At 44.4% G+C, this 24,923-nt stretch carries 16 protein-coding genes; 10 read left to right on the top strand and 6 right to left on the bottom strand.

What is annotated here, in order from left to right; genetic code table 11:
- Positions 1 to 276 precede the first annotated feature (276 nt).
- Positions 277 to 1,119, top strand: coding sequence for a deoxyribonuclease IV (nfo, locus tag GV64_RS02915; protein WP_034843972.1), 843 nt, complete (start codon positions 277 to 279; stop codon positions 1,117 to 1,119).
- A 331-nt stretch (positions 1,120 to 1,450) separates the two neighbouring features.
- Positions 1,451 to 2,896 (top strand): flavin-dependent monooxygenase, encoded by a 1,446-nt coding sequence (locus tag GV64_RS02910; protein ID WP_020584664.1) that lies wholly within the window; start codon positions 1,451 to 1,453, stop codon positions 2,894 to 2,896.
- 23 nt (positions 2,897 to 2,919) lie between these two features.
- Here the strand turns inward: GV64_RS02910 and GV64_RS02905 are convergent, their stop codons facing one another.
- Entirely contained in the window at positions 2,920 to 3,126 is a 207-nt protein-coding gene (locus tag GV64_RS02905) for a DUF1127 domain-containing protein (protein ID WP_020584665.1), read from the bottom strand.
- Positions 3,127 to 3,247: 121 nt separating this feature from the next.
- Between GV64_RS02905 and gcvA the strand changes: the two genes are divergently transcribed.
- A complete protein-coding gene (gene gcvA / locus GV64_RS02900) occupies positions 3,248 to 4,156 on the top strand; it encodes a transcriptional regulator GcvA (RefSeq protein WP_020584666.1) in 909 nt (302 codons plus the stop codon).
- Here the strand turns inward: gcvA and GV64_RS02895 are convergent.
- The 3 genes from GV64_RS02895 to GV64_RS02885 form a co-directional block, all read right to left on the bottom strand.
- Positions 4,134 to 4,502, bottom strand: a complete 369-nt coding sequence (locus tag GV64_RS02895; protein ID WP_020584667.1) for an MmcQ/YjbR family DNA-binding protein — start codon at positions 4,500 to 4,502, stop codon at positions 4,134 to 4,136. The two genes, gcvA and GV64_RS02895, sit on opposite strands and share 23 nt — an antisense overlap.
- 66 nt (positions 4,503 to 4,568) lie before the next feature.
- Positions 4,569 to 5,969 carry a Re/Si-specific NAD(P)(+) transhydrogenase subunit beta gene (gene pntB / locus GV64_RS02890; protein WP_020584668.1) on the bottom strand — a complete coding sequence of 467 codons (1,401 nt, stop codon included), beginning with the start codon at positions 5,967 to 5,969 and terminating at the stop codon, positions 4,569 to 4,571.
- A 15-nt stretch (positions 5,970 to 5,984) separates the two neighbouring features.
- Positions 5,985 to 7,517: a Re/Si-specific NAD(P)(+) transhydrogenase subunit alpha gene (locus GV64_RS02885; RefSeq protein WP_026258586.1), complete on the bottom strand. Its 1,533-nt coding sequence runs from the start codon at positions 7,515 to 7,517 to the stop codon at positions 5,985 to 5,987.
- Positions 7,518 to 8,230: 713 nt separating this feature from the next.
- On the opposite strand from GV64_RS02885, the gene GV64_RS02880 reads away from it, so the two are divergent.
- Positions 8,231 to 8,809, top strand: coding sequence for a YbhB/YbcL family Raf kinase inhibitor-like protein (locus tag GV64_RS02880; RefSeq protein WP_020584671.1), 579 nt, complete (start codon positions 8,231 to 8,233; stop codon positions 8,807 to 8,809).
- Between the two features lie 324 nt (positions 8,810 to 9,133).
- Here GV64_RS02880 and glpK read toward each other — a convergent pair whose 3' ends face one another.
- The gene (glpK, locus tag GV64_RS02875; RefSeq protein ID WP_020584672.1) at positions 9,134 to 10,642 is read right to left on the bottom strand and encodes a glycerol kinase GlpK; all 1,509 of its coding nucleotides are present in this window, start codon (positions 10,640 to 10,642) and stop codon (positions 9,134 to 9,136) included.
- A gap of 72 nt (positions 10,643 to 10,714) precedes the next feature.
- On the bottom strand, positions 10,715 to 11,533 hold the full coding sequence (locus GV64_RS02870) for an MIP/aquaporin family protein (RefSeq protein WP_020584673.1): 819 nt from the start codon (positions 11,531 to 11,533) through the stop codon (positions 10,715 to 10,717).
- A 416-nt stretch (positions 11,534 to 11,949) separates the two neighbouring features.
- On the opposite strand from GV64_RS02870, the gene glpA reads away from it, so the two are divergent.
- From glpA to GV64_RS02840, 6 genes are all read left to right on the top strand, one after another.
- Positions 11,950 to 13,662 (top strand): anaerobic glycerol-3-phosphate dehydrogenase subunit A, encoded by a 1,713-nt coding sequence (glpA, locus tag GV64_RS02865; RefSeq protein WP_081622219.1) that lies wholly within the window; start codon positions 11,950 to 11,952, stop codon positions 13,660 to 13,662.
- Entirely contained in the window at positions 13,659 to 14,969 is a 1,311-nt protein-coding gene (gene glpB / locus GV64_RS02860; RefSeq protein WP_020584675.1) for a glycerol-3-phosphate dehydrogenase subunit GlpB, read from the top strand. The genes glpA and glpB overlap by 4 nt, the downstream gene beginning before the upstream one ends.
- Entirely contained in the window at positions 14,963 to 16,159 is a 1,197-nt protein-coding gene (gene glpC, locus GV64_RS02855; protein WP_020584676.1) for an anaerobic glycerol-3-phosphate dehydrogenase subunit GlpC, read from the top strand. The genes glpB and glpC overlap by 7 nt, the downstream gene beginning before the upstream one ends.
- A 13-nt stretch (positions 16,160 to 16,172) precedes the next feature.
- Positions 16,173 to 16,979 (top strand): DeoR/GlpR family transcriptional regulator, encoded by an 807-nt coding sequence (locus GV64_RS02850; protein WP_051700868.1) that lies wholly within the window; start codon positions 16,173 to 16,175, stop codon positions 16,977 to 16,979.
- A gap of 1,065 nt (positions 16,980 to 18,044) precedes the next feature.
- Positions 18,045 to 18,665: a hypothetical protein gene (locus GV64_RS02845; RefSeq protein ID WP_020584678.1), complete on the top strand. Its 621-nt coding sequence runs from the start codon at positions 18,045 to 18,047 to the stop codon at positions 18,663 to 18,665.
- A 270-nt stretch (positions 18,666 to 18,935) separates the two neighbouring features.
- Complete coding sequence (locus GV64_RS02840) at positions 18,936 to 24,893, top strand: hypothetical protein (protein ID WP_152553905.1); 5,958 nt, start codon at positions 18,936 to 18,938, stop codon at positions 24,891 to 24,893.
- The last annotated feature ends 30 nt before the right edge of the window (positions 24,894 to 24,923 follow it).

Raw genomic sequence — 24,923 nt, 5'->3', positions numbered from 1 at the left:
TGGAGTCAGAAGATGTTGGGGGCTCTTGGGTAGCTCCCGATACATACTGACTATGAATAGAACCATTAGCGATCATTAACTGTATTCTCTAACACAAATTAAGAACGCGTTTTTAGAGAATGTCGATATCAAAAGTTCCTAACCAGTACGAACAATAAGGACAATATTTTCTTTTAAATTATCAGTAATATAGGATCGCTATAGTCAGCACACTAATAAAGTGTAACTGACTGAAATCGGATAAAACTATTCTGCAATATACAGGGAGTGCACTCTGTGAAATATATTGGAGCACACGTCAGTGCAGCCGGTGGGGTAGAAAATGCTCCATTAAATGCTCATGAAATAGGCGCAACTGCCTTTGCCCTGTTCACAAAAAATCAGAGACAGTGGAATGCCAAACCGCTCTCAATGAAGAGCATTGAGTTGTTTAGAGAACGCTGTGAGAAGTACCACTTCAAACCTGAACAGATTCTTCCTCACGACAGCTATCTGATCAACCTGGGTCATCCGGAGCAGGAAGCACTTGAGAAGTCTCGCCTTGCATTTATTGATGAGATGGAACGATGCATGCAGCTTGGGCTTGACCGCCTTAATTTCCACCCAGGCAGTCACCTGAGAAAAATTGATATAGCAGACTGCCTGAGCAAGATCGCTCAATCCATCAATATTGCTCTCGAACAAACCCAGGGCGTGATTGCAGTGATAGAGAATACTGCGGGCCAGGGAAGCAACCTGGGGTGGCAGTTTGAAGAAATCGCCGAAATCATTGATCAGGTTGAAGACAAAAGCCGGATCGGGGTCTGCCTGGATACCTGTCATACTTTTGCTGCCGGTTACGACCTTCGGACCCAGGATGCCTGCCAGAAAACGTTTGCCGAGTTCGAAAAAATCATTGGTTTTAACTACCTGAAAGGTATGCACCTGAATGACTCAAAAGGCGCACTGGGCTCACGAAAAGACCGGCACCACAGTCTTGGACAGGGCGAGATTGGCTGGGAAGTATTCCGCTATATCATGACTGATAGCCGCTTCGATGGTATCCCCATGGTTCTGGAAACCATTGATGAGACAATCTGGGCTGATGAAATTACAGCTTTGAAAATGATGACAGCATAGCTTTATGGCTCCATTAGAGAACAGTGGACTCTCTGCTGGAGCGCTATCCCTCTATCAAACAGCGACTTGAAACTTTCAATACCCCTCATCAATAAAAAAGCATCATCTAATCAACAAGTTAAAAACGTCATATTGCATAAATTCTTATGCGTCAGGGTATTTCACTGGAAATCTTACAGTCTGGCCGAATATTAAACGAACGTTTTTTTAGCTTAATTGTCCAAGCTTAAGGATGAATGAACTTAAAGTCATATCATCAAATTTTTATCAACAGATAAATCAATTCTACTTATTGAAACCAAATGTTTTTTACAGAAGGAGCTGATAAAGCATGAGGCGGGAAGCAATACCAGATGGGAATACACTATATAAAGGCTTATTTGCAGATCAGGTAATACTAGGAATAGCCATATTAGAGGGGTTGGGTAAAAATAGGAAAGGGCTCAAAAAAGAACAAATGCCATGTATAGGCAAGCCTCTAGACCATCGCACCCTCAAAGTCGTCTATGTTGGTATGGGTCCTAATGCCCTTTGGAGTGCATTGCAGACAAAGGCAAAGTGCGCCGGTACTGAGATAGAAATGTTCGAGAAAAGAACAGAATATGTTCGAAACCATACTGTTAGTATTGATGACAAGTGCTTCAGATCATTAAAACATTATGATAATAAAATCTTAAAAGATGGAATAAGCCAGCTCAGGGAGAAAATCATCAAACAAAAGGGCCATATCAGCTGTAAAGAGTTTGAAACGGATCTTAAGTTAATTGCAGAAAAAATGGGAATAACCATGCATACTGGTGGTGATTTCGAAGTTACTTCCATTAATGATGGTAAAGTGAAGTTCAAATCAGGAGAGGCCCTGTTTGATGCCTTGGTCTGTGCAGATGGAGCGCATTCAAAAAGTAGAAAAGCTTTATTAAAAATGGCAGATAATCCCAACTACCAGGGAGAAGATATTGATTTTTCTGAACTGTCATCAACCGATGAAGACAGTGAGTTTCAAGCTAAAAAAGACCTTCAATATCGAGTCAGAATAAAATACCAGGTTCAGGGTCCAACTAAGAAGCTGGCCAACAGCTGGCTTAATTTTTGCCGTTATGCTTATGCAACCTTTAAAGTAATGTTATCACCTGTTGAAGAGAGAGTTCGCAAACTCAATGAAAAGACCAGTGAAGTCACCATCGACTTCTTTATTTCAAAAGAAGAGTATGACAGTTTGTCTGGTTACAACCTTGGCAATGCAGGAAAGCTATCTGACACTAAAATTAGTGACTTCCTGAAAGAAAAATTAAAAAACTGGCAGGCTATAAAGCATAAGTTCTGTCAAGAAATCCCTATTCCTGGCACAGAGGAATTAACGCCTTATACTCTTTCTATTTTCCATGCCAGAAAAGTCCACTATGTAACTCCATCAGGAAAGCTCATCTGCATTGCCGGAGATGCTGCCACATCTCTACCCTATTTCCGATCGTTGAATAACTTTCTGGTTGTTGGTGCAGACCTTGGCAGAAAACTGGGATCTACCACCAGATCAAAACTTGCCAAAACAGGAAAAGCCTATGAGAAATACGCCAGCCGAAGAGCTCGCTGGGAAGGCTTTAAAGCCAAGCTCAAAAACTTCCTGGTCAACGTACTGAAACTCTATTTATGGGTAAGCAATAAAGTATTTTGGCAAACCAATGTCTGGAAACCAGAGCAGCTTAAGGAACTGAGAAAAAAATTACCTGAACGAGAAGCCTACTGGCATCATCCCTCTGCAGTTTTAACTGGAGGATAACGACCTCTTCGGTCAAGTAAAAATTATTCTGCCCAAAAGGGTTTCATTATTTCTTGAGAGCGATCAGCTTCTGTTAAGCCAATGTCTTTCAACAGTCGTGAATCCATTTCAGCAAGATGTTTGCGGGACTGGGCTCGCACTTTCCAGGTAATGATCAGTGACTTTAATTTCCCGACTATTTTTTTACTCAAATCAAGATAAGAGAACTCTCCATCTAAAGAAGTATCCATCGTTGTTATTTCCTTCCATAAGCGTTGTTGATCTGTGCTTATAAATTAAGGTTGATCTTCACTCCGGACAAACGATATATTTTTTCTCCATTTATAAGAAAAACTAATAAATAGGTACGCCATGGCCCGCCCTCCTTCACTGAAAGGGCTTCGAACCTTTGAAGTCGTTGCACGACATCTCAGCTTTACCCGTGCAGCAGATGAGCTGAATATTACCCAGGCAGCTGTCAGCCAGCAGATACGGAACCTTGAAGAGGAGCTTGGGATACCGCTATTTCGAAGGACAACCCGCCAACTGCACTTATCCGACAATGGCGAACGGTTGCTTATTCATGTACAGAAAGCGTTCAGGGAGCTGGAAAAAGGCCTTAACAAAGTTCGTACTGATCGTTACCACTACCTCAACATATCAGTACTCCCATCCTTCGCCTCACGCTGGCTTATACCCAGGCTGGGTCAATTTTCTCAAAAACACCCTGATATCGAAATTCGCTTATTGCCCTCGCTGGCACTGACGGATTTTTCCAAGGAAGATATCGATCTGGCTATTCGATTTGGTGCGGGCAACTACCCCGGAGTGAGTACTGAGTTTTTAATGGAAGAAAAGGCGTTTCCAGTGTGCAGGCCTGATTTCTTTAGTACTGATAATCCTGAAATTCATGAGCTGGATGGAGTGCCACTCCTGCAGGATGCCGGGGTAGGCGCAATAACATGGAGGGAGTGGCTGGATCAGGCCGGAGGTACCCAGCTTGACGTACGTTACGGCACACAAATAACAGACGCTGGACTTTTACTGGACCTGGCCAGAACAGGTCATGGCGTTGCACTGAGCAGGGCATCACTGGTCAAAGATGACCTGGATAAAGGGTTGTTGATCAAACCTTTTGAGCTGGTGTTGGAATCCAGCTTTTCCTACTACCTCGTCAGTCGTCCAAACAGTCAATCTGACCCAAGAATACGGGTATTTTCGCATTGGCTTAAACAGGCGTGTGAAGAGTTCAATACGCTCACTCTGAGCTACGTGCAATAAAGGAGTCTGGTCTTAAGGCTTTCTGGACATACTTTGGTAACTTATCCACCACCAGATTCCAGGACTGGGTAATCAGGTCTTGTAACTCTGCTGTTGATAAAGGGCAATCGTCCCCAAATTCTACCCACCCTGCTCTCGCCAGATGTGGTGCTGGTCGACAACCGGGTATGCCCGTCATCATCAGAAAAAGGTCATCTGGTACCTTACAGGCCATCTTACAGCCGTCGTAAAAGATACAGACCATCTTGGTTTTGTGGACACTGTAAACGTCGACACCACCCCATTTAACATCAAAGCGAATGCCTAACAGTTCATCACACCAGGACTTCAGGGCAGGAATATCCATCGTCGTTTTAATCTTGAAGAGAGTGCCAGCTGGCAGCGTTAGCTGCCAGCCAGGGAGGAAGGATTATCAGAACTGCTTGAGAATCTGCTCAACACTGTCGGTCGCATCACCAAACAGCATACGGCTGTTCTCACGGAAGAACAGTGGGTTCTGAACACCCGCATAACCGGTGGCCATTGAACGTTTGAATACGATCACTTCTCCAGCTTCCCAGACCCTCAGTACCGGCATGCCGGCAATTGGGCTGTTAGGATCTTCGGCAGCAGCCGGGTTCACCGTGTCGTTTGCACCGATGACCAGTACCGTGTCGGTATCGGCAAAGTCATCGTTGATTTCATCCATCTCTTCCACGATATCATAAGGCACTTTCGCCTCTGCCAGCAGTACATTCATATGACCCGGCAGACGACCGGCAACCGGATGGATACCAAAACGAACCTTGATTCCCCGGTCCCGTAGCTTATTGACCAGGTCACGAACAGGGTGCTGAGCCTGGGCAACGGCCATACCATAGCCTGGAGTGATAATCACACTGGAGGAGTTCTTCAGACGCTCCGCAACTTCTTCTGCGCTGACTTCAGTGTACTCACCCTCATCACCGCCTTCGACGATCGTACCTTCTTCGGTACCAAAGCCACCCAGAATCACCGAAATAAACGAACGATTCATGGCTGAGCACATCAGGTAAGAAAGAATGGCACCAGATGAACCTACCATCGCACCGGTAATGATCAGCAGGTTGTTGCCCAGCATAAAACCAGTCATGGCAGCTGCCAGACCTGAGTAAGCATTAAGCATGGATACCACAACAGGCATATCCGCGCCGCCAATGCCCAGCACCAGGGTTACACCAAAAGCAAATGCCAGGATGGTGACCAGCAATAGCGCCAGAATACTGTGCTGCTGTACATACACAACACCCATCAAAACCGCCAGGGCAAGAATGGCCAGGTTGGTCCAGTGCTTTCCAGGCAGTGACACAGGGCGGCTGGAAATCTTGCCATGAAGCTTCAGCGCAGCCACAACCGAACCACTGAACGTCACCGCACCAATGATAATCCCGATAAAGATTTCAGAGCTGTGAATCAGCTGTTCAGTCGACATGACCAAGTCTTTAAACTGGCCCACCAGCGAGTCATTCACTTCCAGCGCACTGGCAAAGCCAATCAGTACTGCCGCCAGACCACCAAAACCGTTCAGAATGGCAACCAGCTGTGGCATCTCCGTCATCTGAACCTTAATCGCCAGATAAAGACCTACGCCTGCACCAATAATCATGCACAGAGTGACCAGGGTAATACCGGCAATATGGGCATGAGCAAGGGTTGCCAGAACCGCAACCACCATACCGGTGATGCCGTATATATTGCCGTTTTTTGCCGTATCCTGTCGGCTAAGCCCGGCAAGGCTCATAACAAACATTAATGCAGCGACCAGATAAGCCGCTACCAGTAATCCTTCAGACATTGCGAGCGACTCCTGTTAATCCAGACGGAACATCTTGAGCATCCGCTGAGTAACAGCGAATCCACCAACAATATTGATGACAGCAACCGTGATGGCAATACCCGACAGTGCAAGTACAATATTGTTATCACTGCCCATCTGGACCAGACCTCCAACAACCACAATGCCACTGATGGCATTCGTGACACTCATCAGCGGAGTATGCAGCGCTGATGTCACATTCCAAATGACGTAATAGCCTACGATGGAAGCAAGTACGAAAACGGTGAAATGTTCAAGGAAAGCGGTTGGCGCTGAATTGGCAATACAGCCAAACAACACTGCACCTACAGACATCAACAGGGGTTTCAGCCAGGGCTTGGGTTTTGCCTCTTCTTTCACTGCTTTTTCAGCTACAGGTTCTGGTTTGGCAGCAGGGGCAGCGCTGACTTTAACAGGGGGTGGTGGCCAGGTGATGCTGCCGTCACGGATAACGGTCAAGCCACGGATAACTTCATCATCGAAGTTGATATCAATCTCTCCATCCTTATTTGGACAGAGCAGTTTCAGCAGATTTACCAGGTTAGTGCCGTACAGTTGAGATGACTGGGTAGGCAGGCGGCTTGGCAGATCTGTATAACCGATAACTTTTACGCCATGAGCAACCGTAATCTGATCTTTGACGGTGCATGCACAGTTACCACCGGTCTGAGCAGCAAGATCCACAATAACACTGCCAGGCTTCATTGCCTTAACCATGTCTTCTGTGATCAGCTTTGGTGCCGGTTTGCCAGGAATAAGCGCAGTAGTGATGATGATATCAACTTCTTTGGCCTGTTCCATAAAGAGCGCCATCTCGGCATCAATAAATGCCTGGCTCATCTCCTTGGCATAGCCATCAGAAGAGTCCTGCTCTTCTTCATAGTCCAGCTCAAGAAACTCAGCACCCATACTCTCAACCTGCTCTTTTACTTCAGGCCGGGTATCGAATGCACGCACGATAGCACCCATGCTGCCCGCTGCACCAAGAGCAGCCAGACCAGCAACTCCGGCACCAATAACCAGTACCTTCGCTGGTGGAATTTTTCCTGCTGCCGTGATCTGGCCGTTAAAGAAGCGGCCAAACTCATGAGATGCTTCAACCACTGCACGATAACCACCGATATTGGCCATCGAACTCAGGGCATCCAGAGACTGGGAGCGAGACAGACGTGGTACGCTGTCCATCGCCAGAATGTTCACATTACGCTGGCTTAGCTTATTCATCAGCTCTTCATTCTGGGCAGGCCAGATGAAACTGGCCAGGGTAGCGCCATCTTTCAGCAGTGCAATTTCATCATCAATCGGAGCGTTAACCTTCAAAATAATGTCTGAATTCCAGACATCATCACGATCAACTATCTGGGCGCCAGCCTGAGTGAATGCTTCATCCTCAAAGCTCGCTTTTACCCCTGCACCTCGTTCAACGACGACGTCAAAACCGAGCTTCTGCAATTTACCCACTGTATCGGGCGTTGCAGCAACGCGATTCTCGTTTTCCTGGACCTCTCCAGGGATCCCTATGCGCATAACGGTCACCTAGCTAGGAAGCTAAATTAATAGTCTTTTCGTTCAGTGCATCAGCACCCAGCGTTCCTGGGCATGACTAAGTAACCATAATGTACTTTTGTCACTTCCAGAATGCCGACCCCAATCAAAACTGCAGGAACTTTTACTGTGAAAACGATCGAAATTCTTACCTGATTTGTACGTTGACAAGATCACACGAACCTGTAACACAGTAGCCAGTACACGACGTCATTCTCACACCAAAAATTCAGGCATATTGAGCTGTTTCATAAGATGGAAACCAGCTACAGGCAGCCTGTCTCAAAAGCCCTTCTCATAAATCAGGGCACACATAGTAAGTGATTTTTTGACAAAGTGGTAATTAACAACACTTGTCAGTGGGATTACCTATTTACTTTTGCATCAAAAATATCAGCAATTTTTCCCAAAAAGATGGGAAATCACACAAATAACCAGGAAAAAACCACCAAAACCAGAGTTAATAAAAAAAACAAAAAATGAATAAATAACTATTTTTTTTGCATATTACATCGAAAATCAGGCTGATATTCCTACCGCTATGCAGTAGAAACAGCAACCCAGTGTTTCTTAATGTCCTTCTTTGTTACTTGTTGAAATCCACTCAAAAAAACGACAGCTTTCACTCAAAAGTTTGGGCAGCTTCAATGATCCGCAGCTAATCTTCCACAGGAACCATCTAAAAGGGTTGAGTGATGAAACGTGTAGTTACTCTTGTTGGTATAGGGTTACTGGCCATCAGTCTTTCTACGCCTGGCATGGGGAAAAAGCCCGATTCAGACATCATGACGTTGATGAGCAACCAGGTAACCAACGGCAAATCCTTCCAGAGTCAGCAAATTTACAACCAGTGGGGCTGCACAGGTAAAAACACTTCACCGGAGCTGAAGTGGACCAATATACCCAAAGGAACAAAAAGCTTTGCTGTGACCATGTATGACCCGGATGCCCCCACTGGCAGTGGTTGGTGGCACTGGGTAGTGATCAATATTCCTGGTAATGTCAAAAGCCTGCCGTTAAATGCCGGTACGGAGGGTGGAAAGAATCTTCCAAAAGGGGCAAGCATGCTGAGAAATGATTTTGGCTTTAAAGGCTACGGCGGTGCATGCCCTCCACCAAACGCTGCACCACACAACTATCACATTACCGTTTACGCGCTCGACATTCCTAATTTGGATGTAAACAGTAGTGCATCACCAGCAATGGCTGGCTTTTATATTCTACAGCATACATTGGCTAAAGCCGTACTCACTGCGCCTACCAATGCCAGATAATCACTTGCTTCAAACTGTTCGGGCTTAGAGTGCAACACACCCTAGGGGGCGTTCTCAATTAGACATGTGACCAGCCACCCATGGTTTGCGCCAGGCAAGGCGTGAACTGCGTAGTGTGGTTATTCCACATAAGTAGTGCGCAACGCAGAATGGCACAAACCATGGGCGGCCCTTCGGGTTGATCACACACGCATTCAGGCAAGGCGAACGGTGCAGGGCATGGTGGTTCCATGTTCAAGCCGTTCAACACAGCATGAATGCGTGTGTGATCAACTGGACTCATGGCTAATTGAGAACGCCCCCTAAGCCCGAGGACGCTTTCGTTTATTCCTGATCTTCCCACTTCAGGCTGCGTTCTACCGCTTTCTTCCAGCCTTTGTACAAGCCTGCACGCTGCTCATCACCCATAACCGGGGTATAGACACGATCAACACCGACCTTGTCCTTCAGTTCATCAATACTCTTCCAGAAACCAACCGCAAGACCCGCAAGGTAAGCTGAACCCGCTGCTGTTGATTCAGTCACTGTTGGACGAACGACTTCTTTATTCAGAATGTCCGACTGGAACTGCATCAGGAAGTTGTTGGCTACTGCACCACCATCAACACGCAACTGCTTCATTTCAATGCCGGCATCCTGCTGCATCGCTTCAATCAGATCACGGGATTGATAAGCAATGGCTTCCAGCGTTGCGCGAACAATATGGTTACGGTTGGCACCACGGGTCAGACCAAAAATTGCCCCACGGGCATAAGGGTCCCAGTATGGTGCTCCCAGACCAACAAAGCCTGGCACGACATAAACACCATTCGTGTCTTGTACTTTACTGGCAAAGTATTCGGTATCTGCCGCATCACGAACCAGACCAAGTTCGTCACGAAGCCACTGAACCGAAGCCCCTCCCATAAAGACAGAACCTTCCAGTGCATAGTGCACCTTGCCATCAATGCCAAAGGCAATGGTGGTTAAGAGACCATTTTCTGACTTAACAGGCGCTTCGCCGGTATTCATTAACAGAAAGCAGCCTGTGCCATAGGTGTTCTTGGCCATACCTTTCTCATGGCACATCTGGCCAAACAGGGCAGCCTGCTGGTCACCCGCCATTCCAGCAACCGGAATCCGTGTTCCACCTTTACCACCGATGTTGGTCTTGCCATAAACTTCAGAACTGGACTTCACTTCAGGCAACATACTGCGAGGAATATCGAGCGCCTTCAGGATAGTGTCATCCCATTCCAGACGGTTGATATCAAAGAGCATGGTCCGTGACGCGTTGGTCACATCCGTAACATGGGCACGCCCATTCGTGAGCTTCCAGGTCAGCCAGGTATCCACAGTACCAAACAGCAGGTCACCTTTCTCCGCACTTTCACGGGCACCTTCTACGTTATCAAGAATCCACTTGATTTTGGTGCCGGAGAAATACGCATCCAGAACCAGACCGGTCGTCTCCCGGATATGACCTTCCAGACCCGCTTTCTTCAATTGTTCACAGATATCTGTTGTACGACGACACTGCCAAACAATGGCGTTATAGACAGGCTGACCGGTATTTTTATCCCAAACGACGGTAGTCTCACGCTGGTTGGTAATACCAAGAGCGGCCACCTCATCAGGACGAATATTGGTTTTAGCCAGAACTTCGGTCAGAACCGAACTCTGCGTCGCCCAGATTTCCATTGGGTTGTGCTCAACCCAGCCTGGTTGAGGATAATACTGAGTAAACTCCCGCTGAGAAGTCCCTACGATTTCACCATCATGGTTAAAAATGATTGCACGTGAACTGGTTGTACCCTGGTCGAGAGAGACAATGTATTTCTTTTCAGTGGTCATTCTTCTGTCCTTAATTCCTTAACTGGCAGGGGTCTTACCCCTACCTTCTCATAAAAAGAGGTCAATAAACGATCAGGCGGTTTTGATTTCACAACCAGGGGTCGCGCAGTCAACAGGTTCTACCTGTTTACCCAGCACATTGATGTAAAGCCATGCGCCGGTCATGGCACCACAGATAGGAGCAACAATCGGTACCCAGAAATAGGGGTTAGCTCGTGCACCCGTCAGTGCCACTTCGCCCCAGCCTGCGAAAAATGCAAAGAGTTTCGGGCCAAAGTCCCGTGCAGGATTCATGGCAAAACCTGTCAGAGGGCCAAAAGACGCGCCGATCACAGCAATGAGAACACCAATGAGAAGGGCGGAAAGCGCACCGTTGGAAACACCATTGTTATCATCACCGATCGCCAGAATTCCGCCCATGAGAACAGCGGTGATGACGAACTCAACAGCGAAGGCCTGCAGGTTAGTCAGTGCAGAGTTTGCATAAGTCGAGAAAATACCAGCTGTAGCCAGACTCTCCTCAGAACCACGGATAATATTATTGGTCAACTCATAATCAGCGAATAAGCCGCTGTACAGGAAGTAAACGAGGGCTGCAGAACAGAAGGCACCCAACACCTGGGAAACAATGAAAGGAACAACCTTTTGCTTGTCGAAGCCTTTAAAAACCGTCAATGCAAGCGTAACTGCCGGATTCAAATGAGCGCCGGAAATACCACCAGTAACATAGATGGCAATTGCCACACCCAGACCCCAGACGATCGATATTTCCCACTGACCAAAATCAACACCAGCCAGAACCAAAGCCGCTACACAACCCACACCGAAGAAAATAAGAAGACCTGTGCCAATAAACTCGGCAAGACATTCCCCCAGCAATGATTTTCTCATAATGGCTACTTCCACCTGCTTCATGCAGGTCAACAATTATTAATTAAGGCAACGTCGTTTATCCAAAAATACAGAACTCAACGAATGCCTTGTTGGCGGGCGAATTTTTACAAACAAAAACAAACATTATCAATCCTGAAAGATTGATATGAATCAAGCAATTACCTACAAAGAATGTGAATTACGGGAAATACGCACAAAAACCATTAACAGAACAACATTTATTATCATGCACATCATGGACTTCGATTAATCACTGAACATTTTTCAATAACACCAGATACTTTTGATGTTCGCTTTTTTGTATGACCGAATGAAAATTCGTGTTTTTGTGTTGATTCATGTCATTTTTTAAATAATGCCGTTTATTTATAGTGCGCGTCGCGAACATAAACGAACATGTAAGAGCATATTCAATGAGGCAGATAGAGACCGACGTCGTTATCATCGGTGGGGGCGCGACCGGAGCGGGCGTTCTTCGCGACTGTGCTCAACGGGGAATGCGTGCCATCCTGGTCGAGAAGGATGATATTGCCAACGGTACCACTGGGCGTAACCACGGCCTGCTGCATTCTGGTGCCCGCTACGCAGTGACCGACCCTCACTCTGCCATTGAATGCATTAGTGAAAATCGTATTCTGCGGAAAGTGGCAAGCCATTGTATTGAAGAAACAGGCGGCCTATTCATCACGCTGCCTGAGGACGAACTCTCCTTTCAGGAAAAATTCATCAGCGCCTGTACTGCTGCTGGGATACAAGCCGACGCATTAACGCCTGCAGAAGCCCTGCGCATTGAGCCAAATGTTAATCCCAAACTGCTGGGTGCCGTTCGTGTTCCAGATGGTACTGTAGACCCTTTTCGTTTAACCGCATCCAACATTCTTGACGCAGAAGAGTATGGCAGCCGACTTCTCAGCTATACCAAAGTCGTTGGCTTAATCATCAATAATGGCCGGGTACAAGGTGTTCACTGCATCAACCTGAAAACCGGTGAAAAAATTGATATCCATGCTCAGCAGGTAGTCAATGCAGCCGGTATCTGGGGCCAGCAGATCATTGAGTACGCCGATCTTTCCATTCGTATGTTCCCGGCTAAAGGCTCGTTATTGATTGTTGATTACCGAATTAATGGCATGGTAATCAACCGTTGTCGTAAACCATCCGATGCCGACATTCTGGTTCCCGGGGACACCATCTCTCTTATTGGTACCACCTCTGAAAAAATCCCATACAGTGACATTGAGAACATCCGGGTGAACCCAGACGAGGTTGACGTCCTGTTAGCTGAGGGTGAAAAACTCTGTCCGATTATGGCCAAGACTCGGGTACTTCGGGCCTATTGTGGGGTTCGTCCCCTGATCTCTCTGGGTGATGACCCATCGGGTCGAAACATCAGTCGTGGTATTGTTTTACTCGACCATGGCGAAACGGATGCCTTGCCGGGTCTTATTACCATTACCGGTGGGAAGTTGATGACTTACCGTTTGATGGCGGAAATGGCAACGGATGCCGTCGCAAAAAACCTGGGAAATACGAAGCCCTGCGAAACGGCGATACGACCACTGCCCGGTGCCAATGGTAAACACACCGATATTTATGCTCCCCAGGTTTCTATCCCGGTTTCCGGCTCTGCAAAGTACCGCCATGGAGAAAGAGCCGCCAGGTTTCTTGCCAATGATAAGAAACAGAACGCCGTCATCTGTGAGTGCGAAATGGTGACTCGTGGCGAAATCGAATACGCCGTTCATAACCTGAATGCCATGGATCTGGTTGACCTTCGTCGCCGAACTCGTATTGGCATGGGGCCGTGTCAGGGAAAAATGTGCGCCTGCCGGGCTGCGGGTATTGTCAGCGAAATCACCCACAATGATAACGGTGAAAAAGCGTTGAACAGCATTGGTGAGTTTATGCAGGAACGCTGGAAGGGAGTCAGGCCCGTGCTGTGGGGGGATGCAATGCGCGAAGCGGATCTTAGCTACTGGCTGTATAACAACCTTCTTGGCTACAGCCAGCTGGAACCTAATGAATCAGCACTTACAACTTCCCAGAGCCTAAGAGCTGCCAGTGTTTTTACTGAGCTCTCCATGGAAGAGCCCAGGAAAGTGTCAAAGGAAGAGGTAGCCGCATGAAATACGACGTTATTGTTATTGGTGGTGGCCTTGCGGGATTAACCAGCGCAATCCGCTGTTCAGAAGCGGGCTTAAAAACCGTTGTTGTCAGTGCTGGAGAGAGCGCCCTGGCTTTTGCATCCGGTTCCATCGATGTCCTCGGCATTCAAAAAGATAATGCGCTTGTGGAGTTTCCATTTGAAGCCATTCGCCAGTTGCCTTCCATGCATCCCTACCAGAAAGTGGGGACAGAGTCCTTACCGAAAGGGCTGGCATTTTTTATCGATCAAATGGCAGAAGCCGGCATTAAGCTGATCAGCAGTGACCAGCAGAATCATGGCCGCCTGACAGCATTGGGAGCCATTCGCCCAGGCTGGCTGAGCCAGGAAGGTTCACGAAGCCTATCTTTATCCGCTCCTGCAGAAGGCTTACACCGTGTTGCCATCATCAATATCGCAGGCTTTCGTGACTTTCAACCGGCACTGATGGCTGCAGGCATGAAGCAACAGCCTGGATTCTCTGAAGTAGAGTTCATACTGGCGGATATCAAAACGGAAACCCTGAACATTAACGCCAGAAATTCCTACGAACTGCGCTCTCTTGAGTTAGCCAGGACTCTTAAGCGTGATCTGCTCAGCCAACCTAATGGTATCAATGTATTGTCGTCTGCTTTGCAGAAAGCAGCACGAGATGCTGACCTGGTGGTTATACCATCCGTTCTTGCTGTCGAAGGTGGTAATGAAATAATCCGCCAACTTGAATCGCTGACCGGCCTGCGTATCTGTGAAGTGGCAACACTACCACCATCACTACCTGGTATGCGTATGGCCTCTGCTCTAAAGCAGCGCTTTCGCCAATTGGGTGGCATCCTTCTTGAAGGTGATGAAGTGCTGTCTGGTTTCTTTGAAGAAAACCAGCTGCGCTCGCTCAAAACCAAACTGAACCCTGATATGCCAATATCTGCCAGCCACTTTATTCTGGCCACAGGCAGCTTTTTCAGTCAGGGCCTGGCCAGCAACCGTCATCAGATAACTGAGCCGGTTTTTGGCCTTGATGTTGACACCTCAGGAAGTAGAGAACAGTGGTCAAATAGTCGTTTTATGGATGGCAACGAGCATCATTTCAGCCACTTCGGCATTAAGACCGGTGAACAGTTAAATCCATACCGCAACGGTCAGAAAGTCCATAATCTTTACTGCGCAGGTGCAGTGCTTAATGGTTTCAATCCAGTTCAGGAAGCCAGCTCGGGTGGCGTAGCCATCAGTACTGGCTGGTTTGCTGCAAGCCGGATTATTGAAACCCTGTCTCAGGCGGAAAAATCATGCTGAACATCATTGATACCAGCTTTGACAGCTGCATTAAATGCACCGTCTGCACAACCCGATGTCCGGTCGCCGAAGTGAACCCGGATTATCCCGGCCCCAAACAGGCTGGACCCGATGGGGAACGCTTACGCATTAAAAACCCGGCGCTGTATGATGAAGCCCTGAAACACTGCACCAACTGCAAACGCTGTGAGGTTGCCTGCCCGTCAGGTGTGCAGGTGGGTACAGTGATTCAACTGGCAAAGGCCCGACACGGTGGTTTCAAAAAAGGCCCTCGGGAATTTATTCTCAGCCACACCGATATGATGGGATCGCTTTCTGCCCCTGCTGCACCTGTCGTCAATATCGCAACTCAGCTAAAACCTGTGAAAAAACTGCTGGATAAAGTGCTGGGAATTGATGAGCGACAAACTTTACCAAAATACACTCACCAGACATTCCGTAGCTGGTTCAAACAGCAAACAGCACGACAGACCCTCTTTGAGCGAAAAGTCAGCTTCTTCCATGGCTGTTTCACCAACTACAATGACCCAACAGTGGGGAAACACTTGGTCGCAGTACTGAATGCCATGAATATTGGTGTCACACTGTTGAAGAAAGAGAAGTGCTGTGGTGTCCCACTGATTGCCAATGGCTTCTTCGATAAAGCACGCAAAAATGCAGAGCTGAACATGGGTCAGTTCTCAGATTCATTAATGGACAGTGAATGTGTACTGGCCACTGAACCCAGCTGTGCAATGACGCTTCGAGACGAATACCTAGAAGTGCTTCATGTGGATAACCATGCCATCAGGGAACGTATTCTGTTTGCCGCAGCATTCATTACCAGGGAGTTTGCCAAAGGCAATAAACCAGACATGAAGCCCGTTAACCTGCGGGTTGCGTATCATAGCCCCTGCCATCTGATAAAGCAGGGAGGTGTGATTCACACCATGGAGTTACTGAACAGTATCCCCGGGCTGGAAGTGATTATGCTGGATCAGAAATGCTGCGGCATGTCGGGCACCTACGGGTTCAAAAAAGAGAACTATCAAACCTCTCAGAGCATTGGTCAGGGCGTCTTTGATCAGATTGAAGCGCTTAATGTGGATTATGTAGTCACAGACTGCGAGTCCTGTAAGATGCAAATAGAAATGAACACTCCTCACCAAGTCATGCATCCACTGACCCTCATGGCACAATCATTAGCCTAAGAATTCGACACTTATGGAAGCTCAGAAAACGACACAGCTTTTGCAGACACAGCAACAGGTCCCTCAGAGCCAACGCCATGAGATGATCATCACTCTGATCAAGCAGGAAGGCTTTGTTACCACTGAAGGTCTGGTGCAACATTTTAATGTAACGCCACAGACCATTCGCCGTGATCTTAATGAGCTTGATCTTCAGGGTAAGATTACCCGCCATCATGGTGGAGCCGGCTTGCCTAACAGTAGCATTGAAAACACACAGTACAGCGAGCGGAAGCATCACCTGAGTGCCGAAAAAGATCGAATTGCTATTGAGCTGGTAAAGTATATTCCCAACAACTCTTCTCTATTCATTGATATTGGAACATCAACAGAGTCGGTAGCCAGGGCCCTGGTTAACCACAGAAATCTCAAAGTCGTCACCAACAACCTGCATGTGGCCTCCATACTCCTGGCAAGAGAGGATTTCACAGTAATTATTGCCGGTGGTGAGGTACGCAACCGGGATGGCGGCATCATTGGAGAAGCTACCCGGGATTTCATCAGCCAGTTCCGTATGGATTTTGCGATTACCGGCATCAGCGGTATTGATATGGATGGTACCCTGCTGGACTTTGATTACCATGAAGTCCGTGTGGCGCAGGCCATGATGTCCAACGCACGAAAAACCCTGACTATTGCGGATCACAGTAAATTTGGACGAAGCGCCATGATCCGGCTGGGTCATGTTGCAGACATTGATACGCTGTTCACTGACGCACAACCTCCGCTACCACTTATGGAGCAGCTCAAGCTGGGACAGACAAAGGTGGTTGTCTGCTAAAAACTTCTTTTTTATTACATGCCGTATGGAGTGTTATAAGTTTTTCTGTTAACTCTCCGCGAAATGGATAACTGTAAGAATTAAGTCAACTCAATACATTTAATTTTGAATAAAAATAGAACATTAATGTAAGGATTTGGTCATATTCATTTCCATAGTAAAAGTCTAATAAAACAAAAATGATCAAATTCAATTATTCGTTACGTCTCTATTGATTTTTAGTTACTGTATTTGATCTACATCATAGATAATCATTATTCTTCAAAGTAACATTCCTCTATTAATGGAATATAAATATCATGAGGGAATATACCCTCATGATATTAAGAACAATAAAATCAAAGCAGGATTACCAACACTGTCAGAGGATTTATCACCGTTTTTCTCTGCTAGACAGGTGACCTTGCTAAAGTATCCGTCATAGTCCTAAAACTATTAAGACGCTCCCCTAGGGGCCTGTAGGTATTATAAAGACGTTATTATTTGACCTTGTAACACAAAATGTCCGCATATTTGAAAATACTCTACCCAACATTAGTGACACCTACATCATGAAAGCGACCCAGACCAGCATTCACTAAAAAAATGACAAATTCAGGCATTTGAATCAATGAAAATTTAAGAACAGATATTTTGACCAAGAGATCAATAATCTTTATCGATATATATAAAATGAATAATAGACAGAAAATTAATCATAAGAGATAGCTTATACCTCATAGACAATGCAGGATCCTTAAACGTATACAAAAAGTAAAGAGAGAAATAAAAAAAACGTATATTTTTCCTATTTATTCTTTAAGAAAAGTGTAAGGAGTTATATTTCCGATATACTGGTGACTCAAGATCATCTGTTGACAACTGGTCTTTCTGAAGAACTATCAAGAATATTAATTAATTGTCCAAATCAGCAGCTTTTAAAGAATTAAATTTTATTTTCAGGCTTGGAAAAATAAAACATAGAAAGATAAATTCTACATCACATAGACAGCAGAAAACCCATTCATTCTGCTGAATCAATCTTCCATTTTTGACGCTGAATTTTTACAATGCTGAGGATTAAATATGATGGAATCTGCATTTGAAAATCCTAGACATAGACTTACAGGTGAACCATCATCAACTGCTAGTCTATTTACTGGGAGGCAGGAAACCTCTCAAAGATCAACCTCACAATTTGCTTTTCATGACACTACAGCCATTCCATCCAGTCAAAACATTCCCCTGCTATCGCACCAAAAATATCAAACGGATAATGTCAGCATAAGTGGTGAAATGACCACAAGGTTTTCAAATTTAAGCAGGATTACTAATCATGATCAGAAAAAACAAAATACTGAGGAAGAGAGTCAATCATCAACAATAACTACAGGAGAATTAGACCCGGATTTAGAAAGAATTATTTCGAAACCACTTCATCACTCGACGGTAAATAAAGAAAACAAACAACAGATGAGATCATTAAAAGCTGTGTTAAAGACACTTATTAAGATTTTTGTTGAAAATGATGAATACACTGTCAATTTATTACACTCTTTAATCAATAGCATAAAAATAGGCCTTATAGTTGTTGCCAGTCGACTAAACAGCCCTGACATACCAGATGAAAACAAAAACCATTTTTATTCTCTAGCCAGATTGCAACTTCAGTTTACTTTACAGCCCCCTTATCCATTCTTAGTTTAACTGCTTTAACTTTAAAACAAGGAAATAAACTCAGGTTAATTGATGTTAATGCGTCTTTGCAAAAAAATAATACCAAGAGAATAAATCTCTATTGAAGAGCATTAAATAATTAAATAACAAGACAGTTTATTAGTGATAGTGGATGAGCAGTTTTTAAAGCAATCTCTGGAATAGAGAATAATACCAACCCAGTAATGCTTTAAAAAATAACAACATTTATCAGAAACCAAGAAATTCAAACAGAATAAACATATGAATTGGAGAGAATAAATGCTTACAACGACATCTGAAGCAGGAGCAGTGTATCACACTCAGGATTTAGGATTAGAAATTACCCACTCCTCTGATCAGCCTTTCAAAGCTTTGAATATTCCTAGACCAACAACAACGGAACAGAGGTTAAGATCTCTGGGAGAGAGAATGCTGCACCTACCAGTAGCGATTTATCATTCATGCTCATCATTTACCCAAGTTGATGATGGTAGCCCAGAATCCCACAAAGCAAAAACTCCAGAAACAATAACATTAACGGAGTCTTTTGATCTGCAGATATCTCCCAAAGCCGCCAGCATAGGTATCTGCAAACTATTAATACCACAGCTCAGAGAGGGGCTAGAAATATTATTCGGCAGTAAAGCAGATAATCTGCCTACAGATTCCGCAGAGGCATTATTGAGAGGTACTGAACTTCAAGAATGGATAATCGATCATTTAAGAGCATTTCAGTTCAAGCTGGATTATTACGAACAATATCAACACAAAATCGACTATCAGCTACACATGACAGATCTAATTTCGTCTGAGTTAGATATTATAAGAGAACTTTATGAAAAAATTAGAGCCATAAAAAGTGATACTAAATCTACAACTATTCAAAATGATTTCAAAGCTTTTATTCCAGACTTGATGAGAGCAAGCCTTATCATCTGCTTTACCCCAGAAACAACAGACGTTGCAACATTAGAAAATTTTCTAAGAATTAATGCTCGAGAGCTAAAAGAAACCTGTAGCACAGAAATATTATACCGCTGTTCAATGAAACTGCTCAATAGTGAAAACATCTCAACCGTATTCGATAGAATACATGAAGCAGCAAATAATCCTAAAAGAGATATCAGAAAATTTTTACATACACTGGATACTCACTTAAGTTCTGACAAGTCAATCAGTAAACCTCTACGTCGAATAAATGAGTTTTCTGGAAAGGTACGTGATTATCTTGTTTATGTATACAACAATATGACTGGACAAAACCAGTCATTTGAGCAACTTCAACCATTTTACCGTCAGAAGATACTGGAGTGTACAGGAAAAGTAGTCCGGCATATGGCAGACAATGGCCTCCTTTTGGATAAGGTTGAATTCTACAAAGAAATTGATCTCTTTGACAAATTATTGGGCAGGCCAACTTCTGTATTGAAAGAAGTTTCTGGATTAAAAACATCTCATCGCAAAATGATCGCCGATCATGTACTAAATGAAGCATTTAGACTGCCTGAATTAATTGATATACACAATGATGAACGAAGGCATGAAAAAGAAAAAATTGATCAGGCAAACCAGAGAATCAAAGAACTAAAAACCGAGCAATCAGTCTTAGAAACCAAAAAAAAAGATATTCAAAAAAGAACCGAAAAAACTGATCATGAAGCAGCACAAGAGCTTGAAATGATAGATTCCAGACTGTTGGAAATAATGACTGATATTAAGAAAGAGACTGAAAAAAAGACAACTGCTATAGAAAGTATTTTCAGACAGGCTGCACGCCATCAGGAGCGTGCGATATGCGAAGGTTTCGAACGCCTTATTCATGAAATGCTAACTGAATTTTCCCCTGAGTTATTGTTATTCCCGGGCATTCAAGGCAACGAGGAGCTCAGAGCAACCGCTCGAAAAGACTTGAGGCGAACACTCTCTATTTTTGGATTTTCTACAGATCATATGCAAAACCTCTGCTTCAGGGAACAACTGAATATAAGGTTTAAGATACTGAAGCACTTCTGCAGTTTATATAATGAAGTGACAAAAGTGCTCGCCAGAGAAGAAGCTGGAGACCTGCTTACCCCTGTGTTTTCAAAAGTCGTAGTCAGTTTGTCTAATAAGCTTTCTGATCAATTGGCACAGGTTGAGGGCACTTCTGACAATAGTAGTCCTACTGATGATTACCTGAAGATCATGGAATCAGAATTTCTTCAGGCAAAATCGAGCATCTTAAATCACTTCCAAGACTATCAAAAGGAATACATGGTAAAGGTGGCCGGAACTCTTGAACAGCTTGATGCAGAAGTACGGACGAAAAGAAAGTGCTATGAAAGAGCCACTGAAATGGTCACCAATGTCGCAGGAAAACTGGATATACGAACCTCTCTCTCAGAAGGCGCCAGAAGTTATAAGGATATAGATATGAAAGTAAAAACACAGGGGGGAAATACTTCTGATGATAATCACGTCACAGTCAATCTACTCCCTGCAAAAGGGGGAATAACTTTTGATGAAGCTTTTGATATATACAAAACACTCAAGGCTCATAAGGCTTGTGTTGAAAGAAAACATGCCCCCCAGGATCTTGTTCAAGGCATTCTCAGGGAGGCTCAGACAGGGAAAGTGTCGAGAAGTCGGATAGCAAAAATCTCTGAGTGGGATAGCCGACGGATTGAACAGGCTTTATCATCCGTTGGAGGGTGGACACGAGTTACTTCCGCGTTAAAACATACTGTAAGGGGTTTTTCAACACATGGCTTTTATAATGAGATAGCTCGTGAAACAAGAAGTCTGCGGGCAAGAGAGAACCACCGGCAGTGTGATTTAATTAAGATGGATGCCAGTGACCATCAGACCCTAATATCTCTTACTCAAATTGCATTACAGCATGCCCGCCTGAAATTAAATGATCAATACCCCAATGACGAGCGTATAGTCAGGGTTGATAGCACAATCAGCAACATGATTAATAGAAGGCAGAAACTGACAGATTCAGGAACCTGTAACCCCATGGATAGATTTCTGGAGATTTTTGATGCAATCGTGGGAGAGAGTAGTAGCGATCAAACTTCTAGATTAAGAGAAGAGTTAATGGAGAACTTCAACTCCATACTTCAGAATTTTAACCGCACTGCTAAAGAAAACTACATTGGTATGGATGATACAGGCAAACCAGCCCCCCCTTGGCAAACTCTTATAACAATTCACGAGCATAAAACAAGGCCTTTTCGAGATATTTTTTTACATAACATCGATCAAAAAAATCAAGAAGAGGCAGCTGTTAGGCATTTGCTTGCCGATGTATTTGAAACATACCAACAGTCTCTTGAGCATTGCATGGATTCAAAATTAGCACACCAGAACCTACCTCCAGCCAAAGAAACAGTTCGCTATCTTCTGATGGCTGCGGGATTAAAATCAGGTGCAACAACGAGTGGTCCGGATAACTATAAAAGCTATCAATTTGCATTGAGCAGATATAATGATCACATTGATGCTATGGCCATGCAAATGGCCGATGCTGTTTTTAATGACAGAGTGAATAGTGATCTTAAAGAGAAAGATCTTGACACTACTTTTTCACGAGTTATGGATGTTGCCAAAAACGAGTCAATGACTAAATTAGCAGAAATAGGAAAAAAATTCAGCGAGGACAAGGATAACCAGGAAAAACTAAAAGCACTTAATGAGAAACTTGATGAGTTATTCAATCAACATGAATTTCAACGCTTATTCTCTAAAAGAGGTGCTTTAGGAAAGCTAGCTCTTAAGACATGGAATTATATGAAAGAACAGCAAGCTTTTTTACCTGGGTTCTTTGTAGGTTGTGCAGTGACCAGTATGATATTCACAGGTACAGCAACAGAACTACTCAAAGATATCCAAGGAAGAAGTGATAAAATATCAACGCTGATATTTGGAATCAAAGATATAGTTGATCAACTAAGCAAGGAGTCACCAGAACTGTTAGGACACTCTGATAGAGTTTTCACCGTTTCTTCAAATGTTAGCTCTACCAACTGTTCAGATAGAATGTTTAACCTAAATAATTCCCCCTTCAATATGAGTTTGCAAGATGGGCTAAGACAACTGGAAACAGAGTCGCAGGCTCTCCAGCAGCATCTTCGAGAAACAGATACAGGCGGCTGCCCTAGCGGTGGATTAAAAAAATTTCCTCCTGATGCAAATTACAATCTGGCAAACCTTATTACTACTGTTGCCAGTATTGCTTCCGGGCTGGCTGCGTGCCTAGGTGGTTGGTATCAGGAGGTCAATCACCGCACTCATGACGTTAACCATTATTCAACCATTCCCCTAGCATTCCAAAGCCTACCATCCGAAATGACAGAGACACTAATGCTAAAAACATCACAACAATTTACTATCCATAATCAAGATTCAGATGAAATTTATCCTGGGTTGACAGCTTATTCAGGCTTGGAAAAACTAAAACACGGCATTTTAAACTGCATTGATTTCATGATTTGCGACCCAAACCCCAAAATTAAAGGCAAAAAAGTTTGGCCAATAGTATATTTGCTGACTCTTGCTTTACGACCTGCATCCATGGCCTTTCAAAAACGCCCCCACTCTTATCAGGAACTACTAACTCGGCTAGCAAGTGCCGCCAATAGCCGAATTGGAGGAACCCTGCTACGCATGGGTGGATATAATACAGCAAAAGAATTCATGGATGTTTTCAAATCCAAGGCATACATGCTTGGTTTTCTGATTCTTCTCAAAGAACTGGACATGCCCATTGCTCTGAATGAAAAAGCATCTATTTCAGATTACCTCACCCTGAGAAGCATGGAGACTAAATTATCTGCAACGCTTCATGACCTACAAGGCCAGAAACGACTTGATTCAGCAGCTATTACCATGCTGAGAAACACATATGGAGATGTATTGATTAATAGTATTCTCGGCCCGGATCCTGACATCCAGCAATTAGAACAGGAAGTATCTACAGCATGGAGCTGTATAACGCATACTGTATGTGGCATAGCCCCTATGGTAGCTATATACACTCTGGAAGCACTGAACCTGATTTGGTATACAGTAAGCCCAATTAGCATGGCGCAACAATTATTGAATAAGGCTGGAAATATTTTTAATGAAGACCTGACATTGGCAGAGACAGTCGAACACATGTTTGGTAGAGACTCTGACGTAATCAAAAAAATGGCAGAAAAAGCCAGATCAACCATGAAATATGATACAACACCTCGTGACATGAATGACCTTGAGTTGCTGTGCCATTACACTTCTGGCGGCCGTTCAAGCGAAAAAGTTGAGCAGTCAACGTTGCTGTGGGGTATTAAGGAATTAATTAACTTGTCCATGTATACTAATTCAGCATTACATGAACGAGACATGGGAATCCAAAGCATCAATTGGGAAGCACTGGGAGCATTCATTGCCTATCTCATTAAAGACAGCACAGGTATTGCTGCAAGATATGCAATGCTACTTGACGATGAAACCCTTAGAACTCTGTTCAGCCTATTGGATAAACTGGACTCACCTCTTGCAGAGTTAGCAATCAGCAAATTAGGAAACATTGGCCTTTACTGTCCACAAAACATCCGAAACGCAATCGGGGATATGATGGAAGAAGCTGTAATTTCCAGTACAGGCAGCGTAGAGAGTATCCATGAGATTTTGAGACCAAAATTTGATCACCTGCGAAAAATCGGCTTACCAAATCTCAATCGAGCAACAAAAATTCTCGCAAATAGAATAGAGTCAACCGTTTTACCGATGGTTCAGCAGTTGTCAGAAGAACAGCAAGGGTTAAAATCTGCAACAAAGGCTACTGAGGTAGAGTTTTTTAATGACGTAATTGCCAAAGTAAGGGAAGAAATGCCTAAACATCTTGTATCCTTCGGTGCAGTTAGCTCAGAAGAGACCAAGCAGAAAATGAGTGAGCTCAAGCAATTTTGCCAGACTATCGGTAAAGATGACTCCCGCCCTGAAGTACTAATAGGTTACCTTGAACAACTAATGCAAAAATATACTAAGGAAGATATAGAAGCTTTTCTGGCAGGACATATTATTCACCCACTTCAAAGCGTTGATCCAGCCGAAAAAGCTGAATTACTCAAAAAACACTCAGTTCACATTCTAAATGCACGTAAACCAGGGAGCGCAATTACACAGCAACCATTTCCTCAACAAAGCTGCTCTGAACCACATATCATACCTGAGATTAGAGTACATGAGCGAGCAGTCACCAGCGTTTAGATTGTTGCCCAAGAGTATGCCTATAACAAG

The sequence above is a fragment of the Endozoicomonas elysicola genome (assembly GCF_000710775.1).
Classification (GTDB): domain Bacteria; phylum Pseudomonadota; class Gammaproteobacteria; order Pseudomonadales; family Endozoicomonadaceae; genus Endozoicomonas; species Endozoicomonas elysicola.
Note: the sequence above shows the minus strand (reverse complement) of the source record. Positions and strands in the feature narration are given on the sequence as shown.

Bases quoted from the DNA above. Each gene is read 5' to 3' on its own strand.
- GV64_RS02910 (WP_020584664.1), top strand. From the start codon at position 1,451: ATGAGGCGGGAAGCAATACCAGATGGGAATACACTATATAAAGGCTTA.
- GV64_RS02905 (WP_020584665.1), bottom strand. From the start codon at position 3,126: ATGGATACTTCTTTAGATGGAGAGTTCTCTTATCTTGATTTGAGTAAA.
- gcvA (WP_020584666.1), top strand. From the start codon at position 3,248: ATGGCCCGCCCTCCTTCACTGAAAGGGCTTCGAACCTTTGAAGTCGTT.
- GV64_RS02895 (WP_020584667.1), bottom strand. From the start codon at position 4,502: ATGGATATTCCTGCCCTGAAGTCCTGGTGTGATGAACTGTTAGGCATT.
- pntB (WP_020584668.1), bottom strand. From the start codon at position 5,969: ATGTCTGAAGGATTACTGGTAGCGGCTTATCTGGTCGCTGCATTAATG.
- GV64_RS02885 (WP_026258586.1), bottom strand. From the start codon at position 7,517: ATGCGCATAGGGATCCCTGGAGAGGTCCAGGAAAACGAGAATCGCGTT.
- GV64_RS02880 (WP_020584671.1), top strand. From the start codon at position 8,231: ATGAAACGTGTAGTTACTCTTGTTGGTATAGGGTTACTGGCCATCAGT.
- glpK (WP_020584672.1), bottom strand. From the start codon at position 10,642: ATGACCACTGAAAAGAAATACATTGTCTCTCTCGACCAGGGTACAACC.
- GV64_RS02870 (WP_020584673.1), bottom strand. From the start codon at position 11,533: ATGAGAAAATCATTGCTGGGGGAATGTCTTGCCGAGTTTATTGGCACA.
- glpA (WP_081622219.1), top strand. From the start codon at position 11,950: ATGAGGCAGATAGAGACCGACGTCGTTATCATCGGTGGGGGCGCGACC.
- glpB (WP_020584675.1), top strand. From the start codon at position 13,659: ATGAAATACGACGTTATTGTTATTGGTGGTGGCCTTGCGGGATTAACC.
- glpC (WP_020584676.1), top strand. From the start codon at position 14,963: ATGCTGAACATCATTGATACCAGCTTTGACAGCTGCATTAAATGCACC.
- GV64_RS02850 (WP_051700868.1), top strand. From the start codon at position 16,173: ATGGAAGCTCAGAAAACGACACAGCTTTTGCAGACACAGCAACAGGTC.
- GV64_RS02845 (WP_020584678.1), top strand. From the start codon at position 18,045: ATGATGGAATCTGCATTTGAAAATCCTAGACATAGACTTACAGGTGAA.
- GV64_RS02840 (WP_152553905.1), top strand. From the start codon at position 18,936: ATGCTTACAACGACATCTGAAGCAGGAGCAGTGTATCACACTCAGGAT.